24 protein-coding genes are annotated in these 24,349 nt (G+C 63.3%); 17 read left to right on the top strand and 7 right to left on the bottom strand.

Translation table 11 applies throughout. The features are described 5' to 3' along the window. Nucleotides 1-87: 87 nt before the first annotated feature. Nucleotides 88-1,518 carry an aldehyde dehydrogenase family protein gene (locus J3D60_RS06305; RefSeq protein WP_253490472.1) on the top strand — a complete coding sequence of 477 codons (1,431 nt, stop codon included), beginning with the start codon at nucleotides 88-90 and terminating at the stop codon, nucleotides 1,516-1,518. A gap of 3 nt (nucleotides 1,519-1,521) precedes the next feature. Next, nucleotides 1,522-2,847 carry an alginate export family protein gene (locus J3D60_RS06300; protein WP_253490471.1) on the top strand — a complete coding sequence of 442 codons (1,326 nt, stop codon included), beginning with the start codon at nucleotides 1,522-1,524 and terminating at the stop codon, nucleotides 2,845-2,847. Between the two features lie 9 nt (nucleotides 2,848-2,856). Here the strand turns inward: J3D60_RS06300 and J3D60_RS06295 are convergent, their stop codons facing one another. Beyond that, nucleotides 2,857-3,615: an IclR family transcriptional regulator gene (locus tag J3D60_RS06295; protein ID WP_253490469.1), complete on the bottom strand. Its 759-nt coding sequence runs from the start codon at nucleotides 3,613-3,615 to the stop codon at nucleotides 2,857-2,859. Between the two features lie 237 nt (nucleotides 3,616-3,852). Between J3D60_RS06295 and J3D60_RS06290 the strand changes: the two genes are divergently transcribed. The 9 genes from J3D60_RS06290 to J3D60_RS06250 all read left to right on the top strand — a co-directional run bounded on the left by J3D60_RS06290 (nucleotide 3,853) and on the right by J3D60_RS06250 (nucleotide 13,319). After that, nucleotides 3,853-5,394, top strand: a complete 1,542-nt coding sequence (locus J3D60_RS06290) for an acetolactate synthase large subunit (RefSeq protein WP_253490468.1) — start codon at nucleotides 3,853-3,855, stop codon at nucleotides 5,392-5,394. An 11-nt stretch (nucleotides 5,395-5,405) separates the two neighbouring features. Further along, entirely contained in the window at nucleotides 5,406-6,896 is a 1,491-nt protein-coding gene (locus J3D60_RS06285; protein WP_253490466.1) for an aldehyde dehydrogenase family protein, read from the top strand. A gap of 27 nt (nucleotides 6,897-6,923) precedes the next feature. Continuing rightward, entirely contained in the window at nucleotides 6,924-7,718 is a 795-nt protein-coding gene (locus J3D60_RS06280; RefSeq protein ID WP_053129953.1) for an SDR family NAD(P)-dependent oxidoreductase, read from the top strand. Nucleotides 7,719-7,730: 12 nt separating this feature from the next. Then, the gene (locus J3D60_RS06275) at nucleotides 7,731-8,771 is read left to right on the top strand and encodes a YCF48-related protein (RefSeq protein WP_253490464.1); all 1,041 of its coding nucleotides are present in this window, start codon (nucleotides 7,731-7,733) and stop codon (nucleotides 8,769-8,771) included. Nucleotides 8,772-8,782: 11 nt separating this feature from the next. Next, nucleotides 8,783-9,241: a VOC family protein gene (locus tag J3D60_RS06270; protein WP_012724261.1), complete on the top strand. Its 459-nt coding sequence runs from the start codon at nucleotides 8,783-8,785 to the stop codon at nucleotides 9,239-9,241. 10 nt (nucleotides 9,242-9,251) lie between these two features. Continuing rightward, entirely contained in the window at nucleotides 9,252-9,854 is a 603-nt protein-coding gene (locus J3D60_RS06265; RefSeq protein ID WP_027606677.1) for an amino acid synthesis family protein, read from the top strand. A gap of 63 nt (nucleotides 9,855-9,917) precedes the next feature. Next, on the top strand, nucleotides 9,918-11,525 hold the full coding sequence (locus tag J3D60_RS06260) for a bifunctional 3-(3-hydroxy-phenyl)propionate/3-hydroxycinnamic acid hydroxylase (RefSeq protein WP_065941641.1): 1,608 nt from the start codon (nucleotides 9,918-9,920) through the stop codon (nucleotides 11,523-11,525). Next, nucleotides 11,522-12,301, top strand: a complete 780-nt coding sequence (locus J3D60_RS06255) for a 2-keto-4-pentenoate hydratase (protein WP_253490462.1) — start codon at nucleotides 11,522-11,524, stop codon at nucleotides 12,299-12,301. The genes J3D60_RS06260 and J3D60_RS06255 overlap by 4 nt, the downstream gene beginning before the upstream one ends. 76 nt (nucleotides 12,302-12,377) lie before the next feature. Next, the gene (locus J3D60_RS06250; protein WP_253490460.1) at nucleotides 12,378-13,319 is read left to right on the top strand and encodes a helix-turn-helix domain-containing protein; all 942 of its coding nucleotides are present in this window, start codon (nucleotides 12,378-12,380) and stop codon (nucleotides 13,317-13,319) included. A 12-nt stretch (nucleotides 13,320-13,331) separates the two neighbouring features. Here J3D60_RS06250 and J3D60_RS06245 read toward each other — a convergent pair whose 3' ends face one another. From J3D60_RS06245 to J3D60_RS06220, 6 genes are all read right to left on the bottom strand, one after another. Beyond that, entirely contained in the window at nucleotides 13,332-14,252 is a 921-nt protein-coding gene (locus J3D60_RS06245; RefSeq protein ID WP_065941638.1) for an ABC transporter six-transmembrane domain-containing protein, read from the bottom strand. Then, nucleotides 14,225-14,623 carry a hypothetical protein gene (locus J3D60_RS06240; protein ID WP_065941637.1) on the bottom strand — a complete coding sequence of 133 codons (399 nt, stop codon included), beginning with the start codon at nucleotides 14,621-14,623 and terminating at the stop codon, nucleotides 14,225-14,227. The genes J3D60_RS06245 and J3D60_RS06240 overlap by 28 nt, the downstream gene beginning before the upstream one ends. Before the next feature lie 19 nt (nucleotides 14,624-14,642). Then, nucleotides 14,643-14,843: a hypothetical protein gene (locus tag J3D60_RS06235; RefSeq protein ID WP_253490458.1), complete on the bottom strand. Its 201-nt coding sequence runs from the start codon at nucleotides 14,841-14,843 to the stop codon at nucleotides 14,643-14,645. Between the two features lie 24 nt (nucleotides 14,844-14,867). Then, nucleotides 14,868-15,944 (bottom strand): ATP-binding protein, encoded by a 1,077-nt coding sequence (locus tag J3D60_RS06230; RefSeq protein WP_065927442.1) that lies wholly within the window; start codon nucleotides 15,942-15,944, stop codon nucleotides 14,868-14,870. After that, nucleotides 15,941-16,687, bottom strand: coding sequence for a response regulator (locus J3D60_RS06225; RefSeq protein ID WP_253490457.1), 747 nt, complete (start codon nucleotides 16,685-16,687; stop codon nucleotides 15,941-15,943). Before J3D60_RS06225 ends, J3D60_RS06230 begins: the two co-directional genes overlap by 4 nt. Nucleotides 16,688-16,833: 146 nt before the next feature. After that, complete coding sequence (locus J3D60_RS06220; RefSeq protein WP_065941634.1) at nucleotides 16,834-17,661, bottom strand: AraC family transcriptional regulator; 828 nt, start codon at nucleotides 17,659-17,661, stop codon at nucleotides 16,834-16,836. Between the two features lie 186 nt (nucleotides 17,662-17,847). Between J3D60_RS06220 and J3D60_RS06215 the strand changes: the two genes are divergently transcribed. The 6 genes from J3D60_RS06215 (at nucleotide 17,848) to J3D60_RS06190 (ending at nucleotide 24,306) form a co-directional block, all read left to right on the top strand. Further along, nucleotides 17,848-18,987, top strand: coding sequence for a tyramine oxidase subunit B (locus J3D60_RS06215; protein WP_253490456.1), 1,140 nt, complete (start codon nucleotides 17,848-17,850; stop codon nucleotides 18,985-18,987). 35 nt (nucleotides 18,988-19,022) lie between these two features. After that, a complete protein-coding gene (locus J3D60_RS06210) occupies nucleotides 19,023-19,445 on the top strand; it encodes a RidA family protein (RefSeq protein ID WP_027606668.1) in 423 nt (140 codons plus the stop codon). 57 nt (nucleotides 19,446-19,502) lie between these two features. Further along, nucleotides 19,503-20,795: an FAD-binding oxidoreductase gene (locus J3D60_RS06205; RefSeq protein WP_253490455.1), complete on the top strand. Its 1,293-nt coding sequence runs from the start codon at nucleotides 19,503-19,505 to the stop codon at nucleotides 20,793-20,795. Nucleotides 20,796-20,807: 12 nt separating this feature from the next. Further along, on the top strand, nucleotides 20,808-21,656 hold the full coding sequence (locus tag J3D60_RS06200; RefSeq protein WP_253490454.1) for an alpha/beta fold hydrolase: 849 nt from the start codon (nucleotides 20,808-20,810) through the stop codon (nucleotides 21,654-21,656). A 164-nt stretch (nucleotides 21,657-21,820) separates the two neighbouring features. Further along, entirely contained in the window at nucleotides 21,821-23,230 is a 1,410-nt protein-coding gene (gene gabP / locus J3D60_RS06195; protein ID WP_065941630.1) for a GABA permease, read from the top strand. Then, entirely contained in the window at nucleotides 23,227-24,306 is a 1,080-nt protein-coding gene (locus J3D60_RS06190; protein ID WP_253490453.1) for a GlxA family transcriptional regulator, read from the top strand. Before gabP ends, J3D60_RS06190 begins: the two co-directional genes overlap by 4 nt. Nucleotides 24,307-24,349 lie beyond the last annotated feature (43 nt).

The raw sequence follows: 24,349 nt of genomic DNA, 5'->3' as shown, positions 1-24,349 counted from the left end.
CCCGCGTTTTTATCGCTCGACTAACCAGACAATCGCAGCCTGCCGTTGCTCGGCATGGCGCGCCAGCGTGTGAAAGGACGGTTTCAAATGCACAACTATAAAATGCTCATCGATGGGATCCAGGTGGCCGGTGAAGAAGGCCGGTTCGATGTGATCAACCCGGCCACCGGGGCCGTGTTCGCCCAGTGCCCGGCCGGTTCCCTGGGGCAACTCGACCAGGCGGTGAACGCCGCGCAGTTGGCCTTCAAGAGCTGGCGCCACAGCAGCCACCCTGATCGCTGTGAACGTTTGTTGGCGATTGCCGCCGATATCGAGCAGGAGGCCCCATCACTGGCCCGGCTGATTGTGCTGGAACAGGGCAAGCCGCTGGAGCTGGCTTTTTCCGAGGTCATGGGCGCCGCCGCCTGGACGCGCTACGCGGCCGGGCAGGAAATTGCGGTGGAACGGGTGGAAGAAACGCCCACCCAGCGCATTGAGCTGCACCGCAAACCCTTGGGCGTGGTGGCGTCGATCACCCCCTGGAACTGGCCGTTCATGATCGCCGTCTGGCACATCATGCCGGCGCTGCGTGCCGGCAATTGCGTGATCAGCAAACCGTCGAGCCTGACGCCGCTGAGCACCCTGGGCCTGGCCGAGATCATTGCCCGGCATGTGCCCCGTGGCGTCATCAACTGCGTGACCGGCGAGCAGGGCTTCGGCAGTGCGATCACCTCGCACCCGGGGATCCAGAAGATCGTGTTCACCGGTTCCACCGCCACCGGGCAAAGCGTGATGCGCGGCGCCGCCAGCAACCTCAAGCGCCTGACCCTGGAACTTGGTGGTAACGACGCCGCCATCGTATTGCCGGGGACCGCCGTGGAGGCCGTGGCCGAGGCGATCTTCCAGGCGGCCTTTCTCAACATGGGCCAGACCTGTGCTGCGCTCAAGCGCCTGTATATCCATGAGTCGCAGTACGAGGCTTTTGCCGACGCGCTGACGCACATTGCGGCGCGCCAGGTCGTGGGCGACGGCCTGGACGCCGGTGTCACCTTCGGGCCGGTGCAGAACCTTGAGCAACTGGAGCTGGTGGAAGCCCTGGTCGATGACGCACGGGCCAACGGTGCGCGGGTGTTGTGCGGCGGTGCGCGTCTGGACCATCCCGGGTTTTTCTATCCACCCACCCTGGTGGCGGACGTGACCGACGGCCATCGCCTGGTGGACGAAGAACAGTTCGGCCCGGTGTTGCCGTTGATTGCCTACCGGGATGTCGAGGATGTCCTGAAGCGCGCCAATGCCGGTGACATGGGCCTCGGCGGCTCGGTCTGGGGGCCGGATGTCGAGCAGGCCCAGGCCTTGGCCAGTCGCCTGGAGAGTGGTGTGGCGTGGGTCAACTGCCACGCCCAGATCCAGCCGAACACGCCGTTTGGCGGCAGCAAGATGTCGGGGTTCGGTGTCGAGTTCGGTCTGGAGGGGCTGCTGGAGTTCACGGGGCAGCAACTGTTGTTTGTGCGCAAGCAGGCTGTCGAAGAAGGAGTTTGAGCCATGCGTTATCTATCCCGTCATCCCGTATTCGGTTGCACGCTTGTGTGCACCCTGGCGCTCGGCGCTATCAGTCAGGTGCACGCTTATGAGCTGTACAGCGATGAGAGCCGTCACCTTAACGCCGACATGACCGCGGTGTTCGGTCAGTTCAACAGTCGCAAGAACTACGATGGCACGCCGGGCGGCTCCAGTTGGCGTGAAGGCTTTATCAAGTATGGCTTGAGTGGCGACCAGGGACTCGGCGGCATTGGCCGCGCCTACGGGGCATTTGCCCTGGTCAGCTCCGCCACGTGGGGCGATGGAGATCCGGGTGGCAACAGCCTCGGCACCGAGCGCACCACGAAGATTGAAGACGCCTACCTGGGCTGGCGCTCCGGCGATCTGTTCCCGGCACTCGGTCAGGACGGCGTGGATATTTCCGGCGGGCGCCAGGTCGTCAAGGTCGGCCGAGGGTTCCTGATCAACGACGATGGGCTGAACCCGGGCAAGGGCCCGGCGGATGGCACCTTGAACCGTGGGGGCGCCTACTACCTGGCGGCCCGGCACGCGTTCGACCAAACCGCGGTGGTGCGCCTGGGGGGGCAGGATGGCCTGCATGGCAGTGTGCTGTGGCTCAAGTCCGATAACCGTATCCAGGCCGAAACCGAACTGGCCGCCGCGACCCTGGACTACACCGCCCAGCCGGGGACGCTCGGCTTGACCTGGGTGCACGGCCTGGACGTGAACGATCAATGGGCCAGCGACTTTCAACGCCAGCGCAAGGGCATGAATGTCTACAGCGTGCGCGGTGAGGGCGATGCGGGCATCCCCAACGTCAGCCTGGCCTTCGAGTACGCCTGGCAGGACAAGGACGCGGGGCCAGAAAAAGCCTGGTACGGCGAAGCGGGCTACACCTTCGCCGATATCGCCTGGGCGCCCAAGGTGACGTATCGCTACACCCGCTATTCGCAGAACTGGGATGCACTGTTCACCGGCCAGAGCACGGGCTACGGCACCTGGTTCCAGGGCGAAGTGGCCGGCAATTACGCCGGGCCGTTCAACACCAATACCCGCATCCATCATGTCGGGCTGAAGGCAACCCCACTGGAAAACCTGAGCCTGGGCGCGCTGTATTTCGACTACGCCACCGTGCGCAAAAGCAACGCGTTGAACCTCGATGGCCGTGAGTTAGATGTGTATGCCGAGTGGGCGGTCAACCCGCACTTGATCATCACCCCGCTGGTGGGGCTGTACACACCCAGGCAGGACGCGACCACCGGGGGCAATCAGGTCGGCGGCAACGGCACCAACCTGTACAGCCAGTTGACGGTGGCCGTGCCGTTCTGAACATGACGCCTAGGGGACGGTGTGGCTCGGCGGGTTGCGCATGTTTTCGGCAATCCGCCGGGTGGTGTCCATGACCATTTCGATCACGGTTTCCTGGCGCAGCAGCTTGAAGTTCTGGGTGGTGCCGACGGCCGACAGGCTGCCGACCACCTCATCGAGGTCCGCCTGGATGATCGGCGCAGCGATACCGGTCAGGCCCAGGTTGAGTTCGTCGTGGGTCAGGCAGTAGCCGTCCTTGCGGATTTTTTTCGCGGCCCTGGAGAAGCCCGCCCAGTCATACGGGCTGTCCGGGTCGTTGGCCATGTGCTCGTCGAACAGGCGTTGCAGGCGGCGTCCTTTCTGGAAGGCGATCAAGACCTTCGATTGTGCCCCGCGGAAAAACGGCAGCGGTTGCCCGCGCCCGAACGCGAAGTGATAGGTGTCGGTGGGTTCGGCGATGTAGGTGTTGATGATGCGCCCGTCGTAAAACACGCTGGCGAACACCGCCAGGCCCGTTTGCGCCGACAGCTCGTGCATCAGCTCGCGCCCGGCGAGAAGGATCGGGTCGTACTGGCGCATCATCCAGTCCAGCTCGATGACCCGCGGGCCCAGGCCGTAGCTGCCGGCGTCCACGCGGGTCAGCAGGCCGGCGTCACACAAATCCTTGACGTAGCGGTACACGGTCGCCCGTGACAGGCCCATGCGCTCGGCAATGGTGTCGGGGTCGATCTTCAGCATTTGCGGACCGAACAGGTCGAGGATGCTCAGCAATTTGCTCAGGCTGCTCATTGTGTTCCTAAAAGAAAGGGAAGGGCGCTTGTGGCGTACCCACGGGGACCCGGTTGCCCAAGCGCTGGCGCAACACTACCGCAGTGAGAGAAAAACGCAATCGCGGGTTAGCTTTTGAGGTCATTAAAATCTCATAAATCTCATTAAATGAGAAAAGCGTGCATAAAGTTCTTGTTGGTTGCGGATTTGTATGTGATAAATCTCATCACTGCAAATGCTCAAGCAAGAGGGCTGAAAATGAATGGTGCGCAACTGATAGTGAATGCGGCAGCGGCAAGCGGTATCGAGTACTGCTTCGCAAACCCCGGGACCACCGAGATTCCCCTGGTGGCCGCCATGGCCAGCGCACCTGCTCTCAAGCCGGTGTTGTCGCTGTTCGAAGGGGTCTGTACGGGGGCTGCGGACGGCTATGGCCGGATCGCCGGCAAGCCGGCCATGACCCTGACCCACCTGGGGCCGGGCTTTGCCAATGGCATCGCCAACCTGCACAACGCGCGTCGGGCCAATACGCCGATCGTCAACGTCATCGGCGATCACGCCTCCTGGCATGTCAACTACGATCCGCCCTTGGCCAGCGACATCCACGCCCTGGCCGGTGCCGTTTCCGGTTGGGTGCGCACCTCGCGCACCGCTGCCGGTATCGGTGAGGATCTGCAGGAAGCCGTGCGTGCGGCCTGGCAGGCCAAAGGCCAGATCGCCAGCCTGATCCTGCCCATGGACCTGCAGGCCCACGCAGTGACCCATAACGGTGTGTTCGCCCCTCTGCGCGCACCGGTTCGCCGGTTTGCCGGTGACCGGGTCGAAACCGTGGCGCAGGCATTGCGTGACGGCAAGCGGCTGGTGTTTATCGTCGGCGATGAGGGCCTGTCGGTCGCCGGCCTGGAAGCGGCGGGACGCCTGGCGCAACTGCCCGGCGTGCGCCTGTTTGCCGAGACCTTTCCGCGCCTGAGCTACCGTGGCGGTGGCTTGCCTGACCTGGATCGCCTGCCGTATTTCCCGGAAGTGGCGATTGAAATCCTTGAGCAGTACGACCTGGTCATCTGTGCGGGCGTGCCGGAGCCCATCAGTTATTTTGGCTACGAAGGCATCCCGTCGCGCCTCGCCGAGCGTGAGCGCCTGCTGAGCCTGGCCGAGGTCGGTGACGATGTCGCCGGCGCGTTGACGGCGCTGGCCGATGCGCTGGCTGCACCGGCCTACGTGCCGACGCCGGAGGGGATCGAACTGCCGCCCGGCCATGCCGAACTGACACCGCAGTCCATTGGCCAAGTGCTGGCCGCGTCATTGCCCCACGACAGCATTGTCTCGGTCGAGGGCGGCACCTGCGGCTACCCCTTCTTTACCGCCTCCGCCCGCGCCGCGCGGCATCGGGTATTGACCAATACCGGTGGCGCGATCGGCCAGGGGATTCCAGTGGGGTTCGGTGCCGCCTTGGCGGAACGCGGCAATAGCGTGTTTTGCCTGCAATCCGACGGCAGCGCCCAGTACACCATCCAGACCCTGTGGAGCATCGCCCGCGAGCAGTTGCCGGTGGTGATCCTGATTGCCGCCAACCATCGCTACGCGATTTTGCAGAACGAACTTCGCCGTTTCGGCATGACCGAAATGGACCCCCAGGCCCTGCGCCTGACCGTGCTCGACAGCCCGCGTATTGACTGGAAGGCCCTGGCCAAAGGCTACGGGGTCCCGGCCTGCACGGTCCAGACCAATGCCGAACTGCAACGGGCCCTGGCCAATGCCAAGGCCGACCGTGGCCCTTGCCTGATCGAAATGGCGCTGTGAAGGAGTCGACTATGCATCAGCCCGAATTATTACCTGCCGTCCAGGCATTCCTGGCGCAGCCCGGTCGCCTGTTCATCGGCGGCACCTGGCAGGACGCCGCCGGCGGTCGTCGCTTTGCCGTGGAAAACCCGGCCACCGAACTGACCCTGGCCGAAGTCGCCCAGGGCGATGAACGCGATGTGAATGCGGCCGTCGCGGCCGCCCGCGCAGCCTTTACCGGCCACTGGGCCTTGCAGTCACCGGCGCAGCGCGGCCTGTTGCTGTTTCGCCTGGCCGATCTGTTGGACCAGCACCGCGAGGAGCTGGCGCAACTGATCACCCTGGAGAACGGCAAGCCTATCGCCAACGCGCGCGGTGAAGCGGCCAGCGCGGCAAACATCATTCGCTACTTCGCCGGCTGGCCCACCAAGATCGAAGGCAGCACGCTGCCCGTATCCCCGGCCAGCGGCGCGCCGATGCTCAACTACACGTTGCGCGAACCGGTGGGGGTCTGCGCGCTGATCGTGCCGTGGAACTTCCCGTTGACCATGTGCGTGTGGAAGCTCGGCCCGGCGTTGGCCACCGGTTGCGTGGCGGTGCTCAAGCCCGCCGAGCAGACCCCGCTGGTCGCGATCCGCCTGGTGCAACTGATCGAGGCCGCAGGTTTCCCCGCCGGCGTCGTCAACCTGATCACCGGCCTGGGTGCCGACACGGGTGCACCGCTGGCACAGCACCCCGACGTGGACAAGATCGCCTTTACCGGCTCGACCCAGGTTGGGCGGCTGATCGCCCAGGCGGCCACCGGCAACATGAAAAAGGTCTCGCTGGAACTGGGCGGCAAGTCGCCGAACATCATCCTGCCCGACGCCGACATTGTGCGCGCCGCCAAGGGCGCCGCCGATGGGATTTTCTATAACCAGGGCCAGGTATGTACGGCCGGCTCGCGCCTGTATGTGCATGCCAGCGTGCTCGACCAGGTACTCGAAGAACTCCAGCGCCATGCCGCCGCCCATGTACTGGGCAATGGCCTGGACCCCGCCAGCAGCATGGGCCCGCTGGTGTCCGCGCGGCAGTTGAACACCGTCAAGGGTTACCTGCAGCGCGGCCGGGAGGAGGGTGCCGAACTGATCTGCGGCGGCGGCCGTCCCCAGCACCTGGAGCATGGGCACTTCATTCAACCGAGCGTGTTCCTCGACCGTGCCGAGCGCGCCTGCGTGGCCCGCGAAGAAATCTTCGGCCCGGTACTGACCGTCATGAGCTGGACCGACATCGACGACCTGGTGCTGCGTGCCAACGATTCGCCATATGGCCTCGCCGCCGGCCTGTGGACCCGCGACCTGCGCTCGGCGCACCGCGTGGCGGCACAGCTCAAGGCCGGCTCGGTCTGGATCAACTGTTGGAACGTGGTCGATCCCTCTTCACCGTTCGGTGGCTACAAACAATCCGGCTGGGGCCGGGAAATGGGCAAGAACGTGATCGATGCCTACACCGAGACCAAAAGCGTGTTTGTCGATCTGGCCTGAATTGAATAATCACACGAGGTAATTGCTATGGATCTGGAATTGAAAGGCCGCGTGGCCATTGTCACCGGTGGCGGTATGGGCATCGGCAAGGAAGTCGCACGTTTTCTCTCCGAGGAAGGCTGCAAGGTGGTGATCTGCGCGCGGCGCATGGCGTTCCTGCAGCTGGCGGCCGAAGAGATCACCGCACAGACCGGCAATGAAGTGCTGCCGCTGTTCTGTGACACCAATGACATGAAGGCTGTCTCGGAGATGGTCGAGGCGGCGCACAAGCATTTCGGCCGTATCGACATCCTGGTCAACGGTGCCGCGGCGCCATCGGGTGTGGTGCGCAATGACATCGAACACGCCGGCGACGATGAGTTGCTGTCGGACCTCAACACCAAGGTGATCGGCTATTTCCGCTGCGCCAAGGCCGTGACCCCGCACATGAAGGCGGGCGGCTTCGGACGCATCATCAACATCGGCGGCCTCACCGGGCGCAGCAGCAAAGTGCTCTCGGGCATGCGCAACCTGGCGATCGCGCACATGACCAAGACCCTGTCCGACCAGCTCGGCCCGTCGGGGATCACGGTCAACCTGATTCACCCTGGCGTCGTCGACACCCCGCATATCCAGGAGCTGTACGAGCGCGAAGCGGTCAAGCAGGGCAAGACCGCCGAGCAGGTCGAGCAGGCCTACATCGACGCGACGCCGATTCGCCGCACCCTCGCACCGATTGAAATGGGCTGGTTGATCGGCTTCCTGGCGTCGCCGAAAGCGGCTGCGGTGACCGGTGAATCCATCGGCATCGACGGCGGTTTGACCCGTGGCATCTATATCTGAGGAGTATCACAGATGAGTAATGGAACCCTTTTGGTCGCCACCGTCGGGCAAGCGGTGATCCGCAGTGCCGACGATGGCCGTACCTGGCATCGCCTGGGCCTGGGGCAGGACCTGGAGTTCGATGCGATCACCCGATCCTTGAGCCTGCACCCCGACACGCCCGAGCGGATCTATGCCGGTACCGATGTGGGCTTGTGTGTGAGCCACGATACCGGTGGGCATTGGCAGCGCATCGATTCGCCTTTCAACGGGCAGACCGTGTGGAAAGTTGCGGTTGACCCGCAGGATGCACAACGAATTTTCGTCGGCACCGGCGCGCCTTCGCGTGCCGTGTTGTGGCGCACCCTGGACGGCGGCCTGAGCTGGGATCGCGCCCCGGTGGAAATCCCCGAGTTCTGCGATGGCGTCAGCCGCCCACGCCTGCTGGCCTTCGCCTATGACCCCACTGACCGCAACCAGTTGTGGTTCGGCCTGGAGGAGGGCGGGCTGTTCCATTCCCGCGACGGCGGCGACAGTTGGACCCGCGTCGACGACCGGCTGCTGTGGGACTACAACTCCGACGTCCACAACATCCTGGTACTGCCCAACCACGGCGAGAAAGTCATCGTGGTGGTCTGCGTCAATGCGGTGTACCGCAGCCTGGACGAGGGGCTGACCTGGACCGGCATCATCGGTCGCGAAGCCTTCGGCCTGTACTACATACGCGCCATGAACGCGCCGTTGGGTACGCAGAACGAGCTGTACCTGAGTATTTCCGATGGCACCCCCGGCACCACCAGCAAGATCCTGGTGTCCCGTGATGCCGCACTCACTTGGAACGTGCTGCCGCTGCCACAGCAGCCCAACTCCTGTGTCTGGGCGATTGCCTTCAACCCGGCCAACCCGCGACAGATCGTGGCGGGCACCAAGTACGGGCATTTGTTCACCTCCGACAATGGCGGTGACGGCTGGCAGAAGCATTGGCGGGAATTCAGCGAGATCGCTGATGTGCTCTGGACGCCTGCGGTTGTGCAGATCAAGTCCGGGCATCAATCCATCGTCAAAAAGCACTGAGGGATAGCGCCATGAAGATCGAGATCCTGCGGACTCACTTATCGCTGTGGGTCAGTGACCCTGACGTGTCGGCACGCTGGTACGCCGACATCCTGGGCATGCACGAAAGTGCCCGGGGCGAGAGCTGGGTCATGATGGCATTTGGCGGCAAGCACCACGACATCGCCCTGATTCGCGCCGACCCCGGCGCCCATCAAGGCGGGTTGGGCCTGCAGCACTACGGCCTGGAAATCGCCGGGGACATGACCACCCTGCGCCAGCTCTACGGCATGTTGCTGGGCAAGGGCGTCGAGGTGGTGAAGATCACCGATCACGAGATCGGCCATGGCGTGTATTTCAACGACCCCGACGGCAATCGCATGGAGTTCTTCCTCGAGACCGAACACGACGATGCGCGCGGCAAGGCCCGGTTCAAGGCCGCCGGCGCGCCGAGCCGACATTTCAACCTCGATCCACTCGACCCACTTTGAGGCAACCCTGATGAAAACCGCGAATTTTGCTACGTATCACATCCGCAAATGGTACAGCTTTGTCGAAGAAACCCTGGCCAACGAAACCGGCCAGCTGGCCGATGGCGAGCCCCTGTTCAAGTACGCGATCGCCGCCGTGATCGCCAACCCCTATGCCGGTCGCTACAGCGAGTCGCTCGCCGAACTGGTCGACCCTTCGCCGCTGTTGGGCGAAGAGTTCGGCCGGCGCATACAGGCACTGGCCGGTGCCCATGAGATTGTCAGCTATGGTAAGGCGATCCTGGTGGGCAGCGCGGGCGAATACGAGCACGGCAACGCGTTCCTGACCAATCCGGCCGCCGACCCGATTCGCGTCGCGCTGGGCGGTGGCAAGTCGTGGGTGCCTTCCACCGGCAAGCGCGGCGGTCCGGGATCGACCATTGACGTCCCCCTGGCGCACAAGGATGCGCTCTACGTACGTTCCCACTACGACAGCATGTCGCTGATGTTCGGCGACGGCCCCGCGCCGGACGAAGTCATCGTGATCTGGGCCTTCGCCACGCGCGGGCGCCTGCACGCACGGCTGGGTGGCCTGCGTGCCGAAGACATCCAGGGCGTTGACGGGCTGCACTGATGACACGCGTGCGGGCCTTGGCAACGCCGGTTTAAAACCACAACAAGAAAGCGGTGAACAGCGATGAAGCAGGAGAAGACCCAGGTTGTGATTGTCGGGGGCGGGCCCAATGGGATCACGGCCGCGCACTATATGGGAATGTACGGTATCGACTGCGTCGTCCTTGAGCTTGCCGACTGCATACTGCCTTACCCACGCGCGGTGGGCATGGATGATGAAGCGCTGCGCGTGTTGCAGGCGATCGGCATCGCCGAATTGGCAGTGCGTGACATGATCTGCGATGTGCCGCTGCGTTATTACAACGCGCGGGGCGTGTGTTTTGCCGAGGTCAAGCCAAGTGCCGCGCAGTACGGCTGGCCGATGCGCAACATTTTCATGCAGCAGTTGCTCGAAGGCACGCTGCGCGAAACCCTGGGGCAGCGCAGCACTGTGGTGTTGCGCCAGGGCCATGAAATGCTGGAGCTGGAACAGGATGGGGAGGGCGTGACCCTGCAGGTGCGCGATGCCCAGGGCGAGGTCTATCAGCTGCGCGCCGATTACGTGATCGGCGCCGACGGCGGGCGCTCCACCGTACGCAAAAAGCTGGGCGTCGAACTGCTGGGGCTGACCCATGCGCGCAAATGGGTCGTGGTCGATACCGCCAATGACACCCTGGATGCGCCGTACACCGCCCTGCACGCCGACCCGCAGCGGCCCTTCGTGTGCATCTACCTGCCGTACCAGCAGCGGCGCTGGGAATTCATGCTGATGGAGGGCGAGGACGAGGCGAAGATGTGTGACGAGAACACCATCCGCGACCTGATCCGGGGGCATATCGGCGACGCCGTGGACGCGCTGAATATCATCCGTATCCGCGCCTACACCCACCATTCGCGCGTGGCGGCTCGGTTTGTCCAGGGGCGTGTGGCACTGGTCGGCGATGCCGCGCATATATCGCCACCCTGGGCCGGGCAGGGCCTTAATTCCGGGTTGCGCGACGTGGCCAACGTGGCCTGGAAACTGGCGGCGATCATCCAGGGGCGTGCGGCCCATGGGATCCTTGCCAGCTACGACCAGGAACGTCGCGGACACGCCACCGAACTGGTCGCCCTGGCCGACAATATGGGCACGGTACTGGGGCTGACCAACCCGTTGATGGCCGGCGTGCGCGACTGGTTGTTCCAGGCGGTGAACAGCGTCGATAACCTGCGTTCGCACCTGCTGGAGTTCAAGTTCAAACCCAAGGCCACCCTCACCAAAGGGCTGGTCTATCACGAACGTGCCGAACTGCGTGAAGACGACCTGGTGGGCCAGCTGTTTGTGCAGCCGTTTATCGAAGACGCCCAGGGCCAGCGTCGGCGTCTGGATGACGTGCTGGGCAATTCCTATGCGGTGCTGGGTTACCGGGTCAATCCCCGTGAGCCACTGAGCGAAGACATGGCAAGGTTCTGGGCGCGCTGGGACACGCGTTTTATCCAGGTCAATCGCTCGCGCAGCGGCCTGGGCCGCCACCAGCCCTTGACGGCCACGGACGCCATCAGCGTGGAGGACGTGGATAACCGCCTCGGCGAATGGTTCTCCAGGGTGCGTGACTGCGTCGTTGTGGTGCGTCCTGACCGGTTTGTTGCCGCCATCACCACGCCGGAACGGCTTGACGCGGTATTACGCAAGTTAGCGGGGCAACTGTCATGAGCATCGATACGGGCGTATTGAGCCAGTTAGACCAGGCCACGCGTGCGGTGCAAGCGATTGCGCCACTGGCCCCCGAGGCGTTGGACCTGCGCGGCGGCTACGCCCTGCAACGCCAGGCACTGGATGCGCGCCTGGCGGCGGGCGAACAGTTCAGCGGTTGGAAAATCGCCTTCGCTGGCAGCACCGCGCAACGGCGCTTCGGCATTGACGAACCGGTGTATGGCGGCCTGACCGACGCGATGCGCGTGCCGTCGAACACGGCGGTGGCGCTTTCACGGTTGATCCAGCCCAAGCTGGAAGTCGAAGTGGCGATTGTGCTGGGTCGCAGCCTGACGCCAGGTGACTACAGCGATGAGGAGATCCTGGCCGCAATTGCCGAGGTGGCACCCGCGTTCGAGATTGCCGACTGCCGTTGGCAGGAGTGGAAGTTCGGGGTAGGGGCCTTTCTGGCCGACAACGCGGCAGCGGGCTTGTATTGCCTGGGACCCAGAACCGTTTTCGACCCTGTTGAACATGCCAACGTGGCGTTCCGCCTGGAATGCGCAGGCGCGATCTGCGGCGAAGGGGAGACCCAGGGCCGGGAAGATCCACCGCTGGCCAATCTGTGCTGGCTGATACGCCGGCTGCTGGCCGATGGTCAACCGGTGGAGGCCGGGCAGGTGGTGCTGTCTGGCGCGCTGTTGGCGCCGATGAATATCCAGCCCTGCACCTACCGCCTGCAGATGTTTGGCACGGAACTGGCTTTGCTTTTCACTGCGGACACTGCCGCAGTGTGAGCCCTAGCTGCCGTCAAGGATGACTCCAGTCCCCTTCAGGCCGAGACGACAACGGGGCCCCCGAGGAACGACGACCATGCTTGCTGAAGTTCGAACCTTCAATGACCCTCAATTGCACGCCGGCTCCATCCAGGGCTGGCGGCAAGTGTATGACCAACTGGGGCGTGGCTGCCTGACCAGTGGGCTGCGCCAATTGTCTGCCGAGCGCTTTCAGATCTTCCAGGAAGTGTTGGACAAGCGCGTGGTGCAGCGTGGCTTTGCGCCTAAAGGACGACTGTGCGTGGCCATGTCGTTGGGCAGTGCACCGGTGGTACAGGGGCAGCAGGTGGGCGCGCACAACGTGGTGCTGTTGCGCGATGGCGAGGAGTTTGTGCTGCATGCGCCCGAAGGCACGCATTTCTTCGCGCTTAACGTCGACACCGTACGTTTTGCCAAACTCGCCGCTTTCGAATTGTCCAGCGACCAACTCAAGCGCGTCACCACCCGTTCCCAGATTTGCGTGGATGACGCGTTACTGTTGCGGATACGCCAGCGTATCTACCCGCTGTTTCGTCACCTATTGCAACAGACGGACCCTATCAGTGCCTGCGCCGAAAAGATGCTCGAAGACGAGCTGCTTGGCGCCTTTCTCGACCTGTTCAGCAATGCCACCGATGAGGTGCGCTGCCGCCGCAGAAATTTCGCCGTGAGTGCGTACCTGGTCAAGCGTTGCCAGGAGTTGATCGATGCCAGCGGCGATACCCCGCTGAGCATCCTCGACCTGTGCGAACACCTGCGGGTCAGCCGGCGCACCCTGCAGAACAGTTTCCAGGCGGTGACCGGCATGCGCCCGGTCGAGTACCTGCGCAACCTGCGCCTGAATGCGGTGCGTCGACGCCTGATCGCAACGCCGGCCTGCAGCCAGAACGTCGGTGATGTGGCGGTGGCGATGGGCTTTTTCCACCTGAGCCACTTTGCCGCCCATTACCGCGAGTTGTTTGGCGAGTCGCCTTCGCACACCCGGCGGGCGGTCGGCTGAATAGACGAGGGGTCAGGCTGGCGTGTCATCCAGTCCCGGGTCCACGCGTTTGCCGATGTCCTTAAGCCGGGCCAATTGGTCGACCACGCTGGGGGCTTCATCCAGGCAACTGACGAACGTCCACAGGTACGTCATCACCGCATAGATATGGCCGGCCTTCACCGCGGGCGCCAGCGCCAACTGGCTGATGGCGACCACGAACAGCAGGGCCGCAAGGATGCCGATGGTGAGGAAGGCAACCGCCTCACGGTCCGACAGCCCGATACGCAGCCGCGACAGCACCTGATAGTGGCGGCGCAGCGTGGGGGCGCCGACCTTTTCCACCAGGCTGATTTCCTTTTCCAGGCGGTTGTTCAGCCGCTCATGCAAGCGCTGGTTGCGCCGTGCAAAGCCAGGCACCACCACCAGGCACAGGCCCAGCGCCACCAGGCACGCCAGGCCGACCCAGGGTTCGATCACCAGCAACATGGCCGCCGCGCCGATGATCGAGACCAGCGCCGTCGCAATGGTGGGCACGTGTTTTTCGAAGAAATCGACGAACTCCCGTGCCAGCACCACCCGCGCGGCGGACGTTGAGGTGCTGTGGCGTTGCAGGCGCTGGTTAAGAATCACCGGCACGGCAAGGTCGGCGTAGATACGCGTAAAGGTGCGGGTGTCCAGGGCCCGTCGGGCGGCGCCCACCACCCAGAAACCGAGGACCACGGCGGCGTAGAGCAGGGCATTGCCGGTGTCGCCACGGATAATCGCGTCGACGGCAAACCCCGCAAACAACGGGTAGGCAAGCAGCAGCGCGTTTTCCAGCGCCACCAGCGACAGGGTGCCGGACAATTTGCCGGGGTAGGCCTTGGCGATCGCCTTGAGTGTCTGGCTGGCGGATTGTTGACCGATTTTGCGGCTCTGCTCGATCAGTAGTGGAGGTGTGACGGAGGGCATGGGCCACCTGGTTTACGCAAAGTAGGAGGGCGGGAACTCAGGGTCCCGGTATAAAGACCGCGGGTGATGTCGAGCAGATAGCGCGTTTCCTCGGTCATCAGTAACAAGTCGATCTGCACTTCTTCGATCACGATTTCCAGGGTGATCAGCAGGCAAATCGCCGGCGCGGTAAATAACCAGTGGTAATAGGACTGGCTGAACAGCGATGCGACAACCCCAAGGACCCACAGTGACAACACCAGGCGTGGCGCCTGTTTCTGCAGGGGAATCCAGAAGCGCTGCAACCGCTTGAGCTTGGCGCCATAGAGCCGTACCGAGTCTTCAAGCAGCGCCACGTCAATCACGTTTCGATCACGATAGTTGAAAGGCATACAGGCAATTCCAGGCTGACTACAAGAGGCGGGTGTGTAGCCTGGTCATGGCGCGCGCAGGCAGCGCGCGATTCAACCAGGCCAGGTTGACTTCGTTGACTTGCACCCATTCGCCGTTCTGTGGAATCCCTTCGCAGCTCTTGAAAGCAATGCAACGTCCTTGTGCGTCGAGCAAGGCAAAGTGGCGGTACCGATTGACCCTGAAAATACAGAGGCGCATGCCTTCACCTGGGGGCGGTTGGGGTTAGATGGCGACCAACTGGTCGGGCCAGCTCAGCTCGAATAAGGTGCCGCCGTTGTCGAGGTTCCGGCAGGTCGCGCGACCTCCATGGGACAGGGCAATCGCGCGTACGACGGCGAGCCCCAGGCCGCTGCCGCCCTGGGCGCGGGAGCGTGAGCTTTCGCCGCGCTGGAACGGCTCAAAGATGTGCGTTGCAAACGCTTCTGCGATCCCCGGGCCTTCGTCCGCGACACTCAAGGTATTCAGGCCATCCTGGTTGCCCAGGCGCACCGTGACGTTGCCGGGGGTTGCATGGCGTTTCAGGTTGTCGAGCATGGCCAGCAAGGCTTGGCGAATCCGCGCCGGATCACACTGCACAGGCCGTTCGAGCAGGTCGAGGTGCAGCACGAACCCGCAGGCCTGCAGGCCCGGTTCGAACAGGCAGGCGTCGGCCTTGATCTCCTCGGCCAGGTCGGCACTCTGGATCTGCACTTCGAGGTAGCCGTTGTCCGCCAGGCCTACGACCCGCAGGTCCTCGATCAGGCGCGTCAGGCCTTCCACCTGGCTCAGCAGGCTGTAGAACTGTGCCTGGTCCGGGGTGAATACGCCTTCCGCCAACCCTTGCAGGCGGCCGCGCAGGATGGTCAGCGGGGTGCGCAGTTCATGTGCAATTGCGGCGTTCCAGAACGACTGCTCTTGCGCCATACGTTTCAAGCGTTGGGCCATGCTGTTGAAGTCATCCACCAGCAAGGTGGCCTCTGCCAGTGAGCGGTCGGACGCCGTCGCCCGGGCATCGAGGTCACCATCGGCGAGGCGGCGAAGGCTGGCCGCGACCGAGTTCAAGGGCATCAGAATGCGCCGGGACAGTTTAATCGCCACCACGGCGCCCACCGCCAGGCTGATGCAGGTGATCAGCGCCATCCAGGCCCACTCCATGCCGGTGGGCAGCCATTCGTCCACGTCCAGATCCGACGGCGGCCAGAACGTCCAGAGCAACGCGTAAAACACGTAGGAGCCGACCACGGCCAGGGCAATCACGCAGAGCACCACGGCGGACATCGACACGATGATCTGCCGGCTCAAACTGTTGGCGGTCTTCATGGCTGGCTCCCGAACCGGTAGCCGACCCCACGGATGCTGGCCGGTACGCCCTGGAGGCCGAGGTCTTCGATTTTGCGCCGCAACTTGCTGATATGGCTGTCGACGGTGCGCTCCAGGCTGTCGCTCTCGGGCGAACACAGGGCCAGTAACTCGGCGCGACTGAATACGCGCTTGGGGGCCTTGGCCAGTTGCGCCAACAATCTGAACTCGGTCACCGTCAGGTTGAGCCTGTGCGTGTGGGCACCGATCTGCACGCTGACTTCATGGCTGTCGATATCGATTTCAAAGGCATTCACCCGCAGCACGCGCTGGCGGGCGCCGTAGCCATGATCGAGGGAGCGACGCAGCACCGCCTGGGTCCTGGCGACGACCTCGGCGGGGTTGAACGGCTTGACGATGTAGTCGTCGGCACCGATGCGCAGGCCCATGAGTTTGTCCATGTCCTGGTCCTGGGCGGTCAGCATGATCACCGGTGTGGTGCCCCGGTGGCGGATCTCGGCCAGGACCATCCAGCCATCCAGCTTCGGCATCAGCACGTCCAGCAGCACTAGGTCGGGCTTGAGGGATTGATGCAGTTCAAGGGCACGGCGCCCATCCAGGGCATGGGCGGTCTGGAAGCCGCTGCGCTTGAGATAGGCCGCGAGGATGTCGGCGATTTCCGGCTCGTCTTCGGCGATCAGTACCAACGCCTGGCGTGGGGACGCGAGGTCCGTCGGTGTCGATACAGGGTGTGATTCAGTCATGGTCGGCTCGGTCGTGCTGTTCGGTCATCGCAGTATGGCGAATTACCATGGGGCGACGAAGGCTACTGTGCACCACGAGCATGCGCTTTCATGGGAGGTTTTATGGAGAAACGATGGAGACGCGGGTTTATTCGCAAACAGCGTGATCAGGCGTAGCTGATCCTGTCGGTGTAGGCGTTTTGCGTCATGGTGCGCTGGTAGTCGCAGGGGGTGGTGCTGACTAGTTTCTTGAAGTCGCGCAGGAAGTGGGATTGGTCGGAAAACCCCAGGTCGAGGGCCAACTGCGAAAACGATACATCGTGCTGGGTATTGAGGGTGTCCAGGGCCGCCTGGCAGCGGATGATCCGGCAAAACGCCTTGGGTGACATGCCGGTGTCCTGGTTGAACTGGCGGTGCAGGGTCCGGCTGGTGTAGCCGCTGAGGTCTTCGAGTTGCTGGATGCGGATATCGCCGCGATGGTGCAGCGCCTGCTGGATGATCATGGCGGTGAGTCGCGACGTCTTGCCCATCAGGCGCGGGGTCAGGTAGTCGTTGAACAGCCGCATCTGGTCGCCCAGCAGCGGTGCCTGGACGATGCTTTCGAAGAGGCGTTGGGCAAACTCGGAGACTTCCAGCAGATCGAGCTCCCGCTCGGTCAACTCTTCGGCCAGTACATTGACGAAGCCGGGGATCACACCCGGCGAAAAGCGCACGCCGAAATAGTGGTGGTGCTGGTGCAGCTCGACCGCCTGGGCCACCAGCGGGGTGCCGCAGATGCGCGCAGTCGGTCGCGTCGCATCACAGTCGAACAGGATATCCACGCAGCCATCCGGCACGGCCAGCAGGTTGGTCGATTGCGCCACATCGAAGGCATAGAAATGCGAGATTGCCGGGTGCGCGGACGGCATCACTGAATAGCGTGAAGAGTTGAGCACGAACCAGGGTTGTTCGTTCGCGGTGTGGAGCCGGGGAGTCGGCACACTCGGTTTGATCATGGTTGTTCCTTGGGCAGGCAGCGCCAGGGAAAAATTAACGCATTAATCGCGCCAACTATCGTCATGCCCGACTGAACGGCATGTCCGAAATTTACAATACCGCCGCCATCCCCCGCCCGATACTCGATCTCGACAGCGTGGAGCTGCGCCTACCGCAGCGATATCACCTTCAGCCCGAGAATGACTATGTCTGCAACTACAAAAATCGATTTTATCTACCTCTCCGAGCAGGACATGATCCGCGCGGGTGTGACCGACATGCTGGCCTGCGTGAACACCATGGAGGAAATGTTCGGCCTGCTGTATGCCGGTGACTACCGCATGGCCGGCCCGAACAATGATTCCCATGGCGCGATGGTGATTTTCCCGCAGGATTCGCCGTTCCCGAACATGCCCAAGCCCACGGCGGATCGGCGCATGATGGCCATGCCGGCCTACCTGGGCGGCAGTTTCTGCACCGCCGGGGTGAAATGGTACGGCTCCAATATCGCCAACCGCGAAAAAGGCCTGCCGCGTTCGATCCTGATGTTCACCCTGAACGACCCCGACACCGGCGCGCCGTTGGCCCATATGTCGGCCAACCTGCTGTCGGCGTACCGCACCGGTGCGATCCCCGGCGTGGGCGCACGCCACCTGGCGCGCAAGGACTCGAAAGTCGTCGGCCTGCTTGGCCCGGGCGTGATGGGCAAGACCACCCTGGCGGCCTTCATCGCGGTGTGCCCGCATATCGACACCCTGAAGCTCAAGGGCCGTGGCCAGCAGAGCCTCGACAACTTTATTGCGTGGGTGGAACAGACGTATCCGCAGATCACCACGATAGACGTGGTCGACACCCTCGAAGCGGTGGTCCGCGACTCCGACCTTGTTACTTATTGTAGCTCCGGTGCCACGGGCGACCCCTCGATCTACCCAATTGTGCGGCGTGAGTGGGTCAAGCCAGGTGCCTTCCTCGCGATGCCGGCGTCTTGCTCCCTCGACGCGGGAATGGAGCAGCCCGACGTACGCAGGGTGCTCGACAACACCGGTCTGTACCAGGCCTGGTTCGAGGAATTGCCCAAGCCTGCGCATCACAACGTGCCGGTCATTGGCGTGCGCTTCATGGACATGATTGCCGAAGGCAAGATGCAGCTCGATGACGTCGAAGACATCGGCAAGATCATCGCCGGGGCCGCGCCTGGCCGCAGGAACGATGAGGAAATCATCATCATGTCGGTGGGCGGCATGCCCGTCGAAGACGTGGCCTGGGGCACGGTGGTGTACCGCAACGCCGTCAAGCACGGCATCGGCGTGACCTTGAACCTGTGGGAAACCCCGGAGCTGCGCTGAGCCGTAGCTTCATTCACTTTGACGAGGCATTCGACATGACAAAAATCACCAAGCTCAAGACCGGTTCACCGTTCGAAGACCAGGCCAGCTATTCGCGGCTGGTGTGCGTGGACAACTGGATCTACGTGTCCAACACCGCCGGCCGCAACCCCCAGACCAAGCTGATCCCGGAGGATGTCCTGGAACAGGCGCACCAGGTGTTCGCCAACATCGAATCGGCCCTCAAGGCTGTCGATTCGAGCCTGGCCGACGTGGTGTGTTCGCGGGTGTTCATCCAGGACCCCAAGGACGTGCCGGCGGTGATGGGCCTGATCGGCGAGAAGTTTCGCGGCGTCGACCCGGCCAGCACCGTGACCTGCCCGCCACTGGGCTCGACGGTCTACAAGGTAGAGCTGGAAGTGACGGCGTATCGCAACGCGTCGAAGGCGCAGGTCGATCTCATTCGCCTGTCGCAATAATCGTCACGCGGCCATGCACAGGCCTGGCCGCCCTTATTCGTTTACCGAGTCCTGACCATGGCACCGACAATAGCGCCCGTGACAACCTCCACCGTGTTTCCCAGCGCGACCGCCGTCGTCATCATTGGCGGCGGGATCATCGGCCTCACGGCTGCGCTGACCTTGGCTGAGCGCAATATCGCCGTGGTGGTCCTGGAAAAAGGCCGGATCGCCGCCGAACAGTCGTCCCGCAACCTGGGCTGGGTGCGCAAGACCAGCCGCCACGCGGCCGACATCCCGCTGGCCCTGGCCGCCGACCGCTTGTGGGCGCAGATGCCCGAGCGGGTAGGGGCGGATGTGGGGTATCGCCAGGAAGGCATCATGTTTGTCGGGCGCACCCCGGCGCAAATGGCAATGCACGAGGGCTGGCTCACGTCGGTGGAGCATTTGTCGCTGGATTCACGCCTGCTCAGCAAGCGTGAGATCGACGCGCTGGTGCCAGGCGGCACGGGTGACTGGGCCGGCGGCATCTTTACCCCTTCCGATGCGCGTGCCGAACCGACGCTGGCCAGCAGCGCGATTGCCAGGGCCGCCATGGACAGGGGCGTGGTGATCATCGAGCAGTGCGCGGTGCGTACGCTGCAGATGTCCGGCGGCACGGTCAGCGGTGTGGTCACGGAAAAGGGCGAAATCCGTTGTGATCATGTGCTGCTGGCGGGGGGCATGTGGTCGAGGCGCTTTCTGGGCAACCTCGGTGTGGCGTTGCCGACCTTGCCCCTGACCTGCTCGGTGCTGCGTACCCACCCCATGGAGGGGCCGACGCAGATCGCGGTCGGCGCGCCGGACTTTTCGTTTCGCAAGCACCAGGACGGCGGTTTCATCATTACCCAACGGGGCAAGTTGGATGCGTTCCTGACCCTCGACCATCTGCTGCTCGCCAAGCAATACATGCCGCAGTTCCGTGCGCAACGCAGTGTGCTGAACGTGTCGCTGGGCAAGCCGTTCATCAATGACCTGGCCCTGGCGCGGCGTTGGCGCGCCGACAGCGTCAGCCCGTTCGAGCGCGTCAGGGTGCAGGATCCCGCGGCCAACCCGCAGCTCAATAACGACGCGATGAACAACCTGATGGCGGCCTGGCCGGTGTTTGAACAGGCACGGATCGCCCAGGCCTGGGCCGGCACTATCGACGTGACACCCGATTCCAACCCGGTCATCGGCCCGGTCGCGCAGATTCCGGGGCTGACCGTGGCCACCGGTTTCTCGGGGCACGGCTTCGGTACATCGCCGGCGGCGGGTCATCTCGCCGCGGACCTGGTCAGTGGGCATGCGCCGATCATTGACCCAAGCCCTTATCGCTTCGACCGTTTCTAAAGGAGCAAGCCCATGCCTGCAGACAGCTGTTTCTTCACCAACCGTTCGGGCCTGCGCCTGCACTATTTGCGCTGGGGCGTATCGAGTGGCGTGCCCCTGGTGCTGTTGCACGGCCTGCGCGCCTATGCCCAGACCTGGGAGTCTCTGGTGCAAGCCCTGGGGGAGGGCTACTGCATCTATGCCCTCGACCAGCGTGGTCGTGGGTTGAGCGACTGGGCCGAGCCCTCCACGTATCACACCCAATCCTATGTCGAGGACCTTGAGGATCTGATCGCCCATATCGGCCTGCAGCGTTTTGTCCTGCTCGGGCATTCATTGGGCGGCGCCAACGCCCTCGAGTATGCGCGGCAACATCCGGGAGGCTTGCTGGGGTTGCTGATCGAGGACATCGGCCCCGGCTCTTCAACCCAGGGCGATGGCGCCGCACGTATCCGCCGCGAGATGGGCCAGACGCCGTTGCAGTTCGACAATTGGGACGCGGCCCGCGCGTTCTGGAGGGCTTCGCGCCCAGGGTTGTCGGAGCAGGGCCTGGCGTCGAGGCTGGCGCATTCGATGCAGGAGCGCGACGGTGTGATTGGCTGGCGCCATGATCAGCAGGGGATTGCCCAGGCCCGCCTGAGTATCGAGCCGACGGACCTGTGGCCAGCGGTGCGTGCGCTGGATTGCCCCAGCCTGTTCATTCGCGGTGGTCGCTCGGACTTCCTGCCGCCGGCGACGCTGCAGGCGATGAGGGCCAGCAACCCCCATGTACGGACGGTGGAGGTCGCCGACGCGAGCCACTATGTGCACGACGATCAGGGCGCGGTGTTCAACGCGCTGATTGCAGGCTTTCTGGCGAACCTTGACCCGCCGAGGCAATGAGCGGCGGCCGCCCGCCAATGTCGATATCAGGCACCGGCGTGCCGCTATGAGGCTATTTTTGCGGCACGCAGGCCGCGTACTGTGACCCGTCATTAAGAAATGATGATCGCCTGACCTTCCAGTCAGTACGTCTTAACGTCGATCACAGAGAATAAAAAACAACGATGAATAGCCTGATTTCCAAGGATTCCAACGGCCAGCTGGCGCAGGGCTTCAAGCCGCGTCATGTCACCATGCTCTCCATTGCAGGCATTATCGGCGCGGGGCTGTTTGTCGGCTCCGGGCACGCCATTGCGGCGGCAGGCCCAGCGGTGATGCTGGCGTATCTGTTTTCCGGCCTGTTGGTGGTGCTGGTCATGCGCATGCTGGGGGAGATGGCGGTGGCCAACCCCGACACCGGCTCATTCTCGACCTACGCCGACCAGGCCATCGGCCGCTGGGCCGGGTTTACGATCGGCTGGCTGTACTGGTGGTTCTGGGTGCTGGTGATTCCCATCGAGGCCCTGGCCGCCGGGCATATCCTCAACCAGTGGTTCCCGCAGATCGACGCTTGGCTGTTCGCCTTGTTGTCGATCTTTTTGTTGGTGGTCACCAATTTGTTCAGCGTTTCCAAGTACGGCGAATTCGAGTTCTGGTTTGCCATGGCCAAGGTGGTGGCGATCATCGGCTTCATCGGTCTGGGAGGCGCGGTGCTGATGGGCTGGATTCCCGAGCGGGAGGCCAGCGGCTTGAGTCGCCTGATGGAAGAACACGGCGGTTTCGCGCCTAACGGCCTGTCGGCGGTGGTCGGGGCATTCATCACCATCATGTTCAGCTTTATTGGCACGGAAGCCGTCACCATCGCGGCTGCCGAGTCCAATAACCCGGCGCAGAATATCGCCCGGGCCACGCGCTCGGTGATGTGGCGCATCGGCGTGTTCTACGTGTTGTCGATCTTCGTGGTGATTTCCGTGGTGCCGTGGAATGACCCGCTGTTGGCGTCGGTAGGTTCTTATCAGCGCGCCCTGGAGCTGATGAACATTCCCCACGCCAAGTTACTGGTGGACGTGGTGGTGTTGATTGCCGTGGCGAGCTGCATGAACTCGTCCATCTACATTGCTTCACGCATGCTGTACTCCCTGGGCAAGCGCGGGGATGCGCCCACGCTGATGAAAAAGACCTCCGCCGCGAGTGTGCCGAGGGCCGCCGTGATCGCCAGCACGATCCTCGGGGCTGGCGTGACCTTGCTCAGTTACTTCATGCCCGCCGGATTGTTCCAGTTTCTGCTGGCCAGCTCGGGTGCCATCGCCTTGCTGGTGTACCTGGTGATCGCCGTGTCGCAACTGCGCATGCGCAAGGTCCTGCAACGCCGCAATGTCACCCTGACGTTCAAGATGTGGCTGTTTCCCTGGCTGACCTGGGTGGTTATCGTCTTCATCTGTTGCGCATTGGCGGTGATGCTGCTGACGCCTGAGCACCGCTTCGAGGTGTCGTCGACCATCGGCCTGGCCTTGCTGATTTCCCTGGTCGGCGTGATCACGGCGCGGCAGCCGGACCGCACCCAAAAATCGATCCCCCTGGCTTCGCGCCCATGAACCCCCGGCCGGTCACCTGTTTGGTATTCGTGCTGCTGGATCAGTTCACCCTGATCTCGTTGGCGTCGGCGGTAGAGCCGCTGCGCATGGCCAACCAACTGGCAGGCCAGGAGCTTTATCGTTGGCACACCGCCAGTGTCGACGGTCATCCTGTGTGGGCCAGCGACGGCATGCCCATCACGCCGGACTGTTCCATAGCCGCTGCGCCCTCTGCGGATATCGTCGTGGTGTGCGGCGGCACGGGTATTCAACATACCCTGAGCGACGAACTGATGAAGTGGCTGCGGACCCAGGCGCGTTATTCCAAGCGCCTGGGTGGTATTTGTACCGGCAGTTGGGTATTGGCCCGTGCGGGGCTGCTCGACGGGTTTGAATGCAGCGTGCATTGGGAGTGGCTGGCGGCCATGCAGGAAGCCTTTCCACGGGTGAGCCTCAGCGCCAGCGTGTTCACCCTCGACCGCGATCGCCTGACCAGCTCGGGCGGCACCGCGCCCATGGACATGATGCTGCACCTGATCGGGCGTGAGCATGGGCATGAGTTGTCGGCGGCGATTTCGGACATGTTCGTGTACGAGCGCATGCGCAACGAGCAGGATCATCAGCGCGTGCCGCTCAAGCATATGCTCGGCACCCAGCAACCGAAGCTGCAGGAAATCGTCGCGCTGATGGAGGCCAACCTGGAAGAACCGATCGACCTGGATGAATTGGCCGAGTATGTGGCCCTGTCACGCCGGCAGCTTGAGCGCATGTTCCAGAAGTACCTGCACTGTTCGCCCTCGCGCTACTACCTGCGGTTGCGGCTGATCCGCGCGCGTCAGTTGCTCAAGCAAACCCCCATTTCCATCGTGGAGCTGGCCTTGCTCTGCGGGTTTGTGTCCACGCCGCACTTCTCCAAATGCTACCGCGAGTACTTTGGCGTGCCGCCCAGTGACGAGCGCCTGGTGACGGCAGGCGAGCGAGCCGTCATGTTGAAACCGACGATTCGTGCCGTACCGGTGACGATGCCAATGAGTGCCCTGGAGCAGGCGCGAGGGGAGTCGACCTTTGCCAGTGTCCGGCTCAAGGCCAGGCGCTGAGGGTACGTTGAGTGGCGCTGATCAGCGACGCTTGCGTTTCGAA

The organism is Pseudomonas sp. S3E17, assembly GCF_024168685.1.
Classification (GTDB): domain Bacteria; phylum Pseudomonadota; class Gammaproteobacteria; order Pseudomonadales; family Pseudomonadaceae; genus Aquipseudomonas; species Aquipseudomonas marginalis.
Note: the sequence above shows the minus strand (reverse complement) of the source record. Positions and strands in the feature narration are given on the sequence as shown.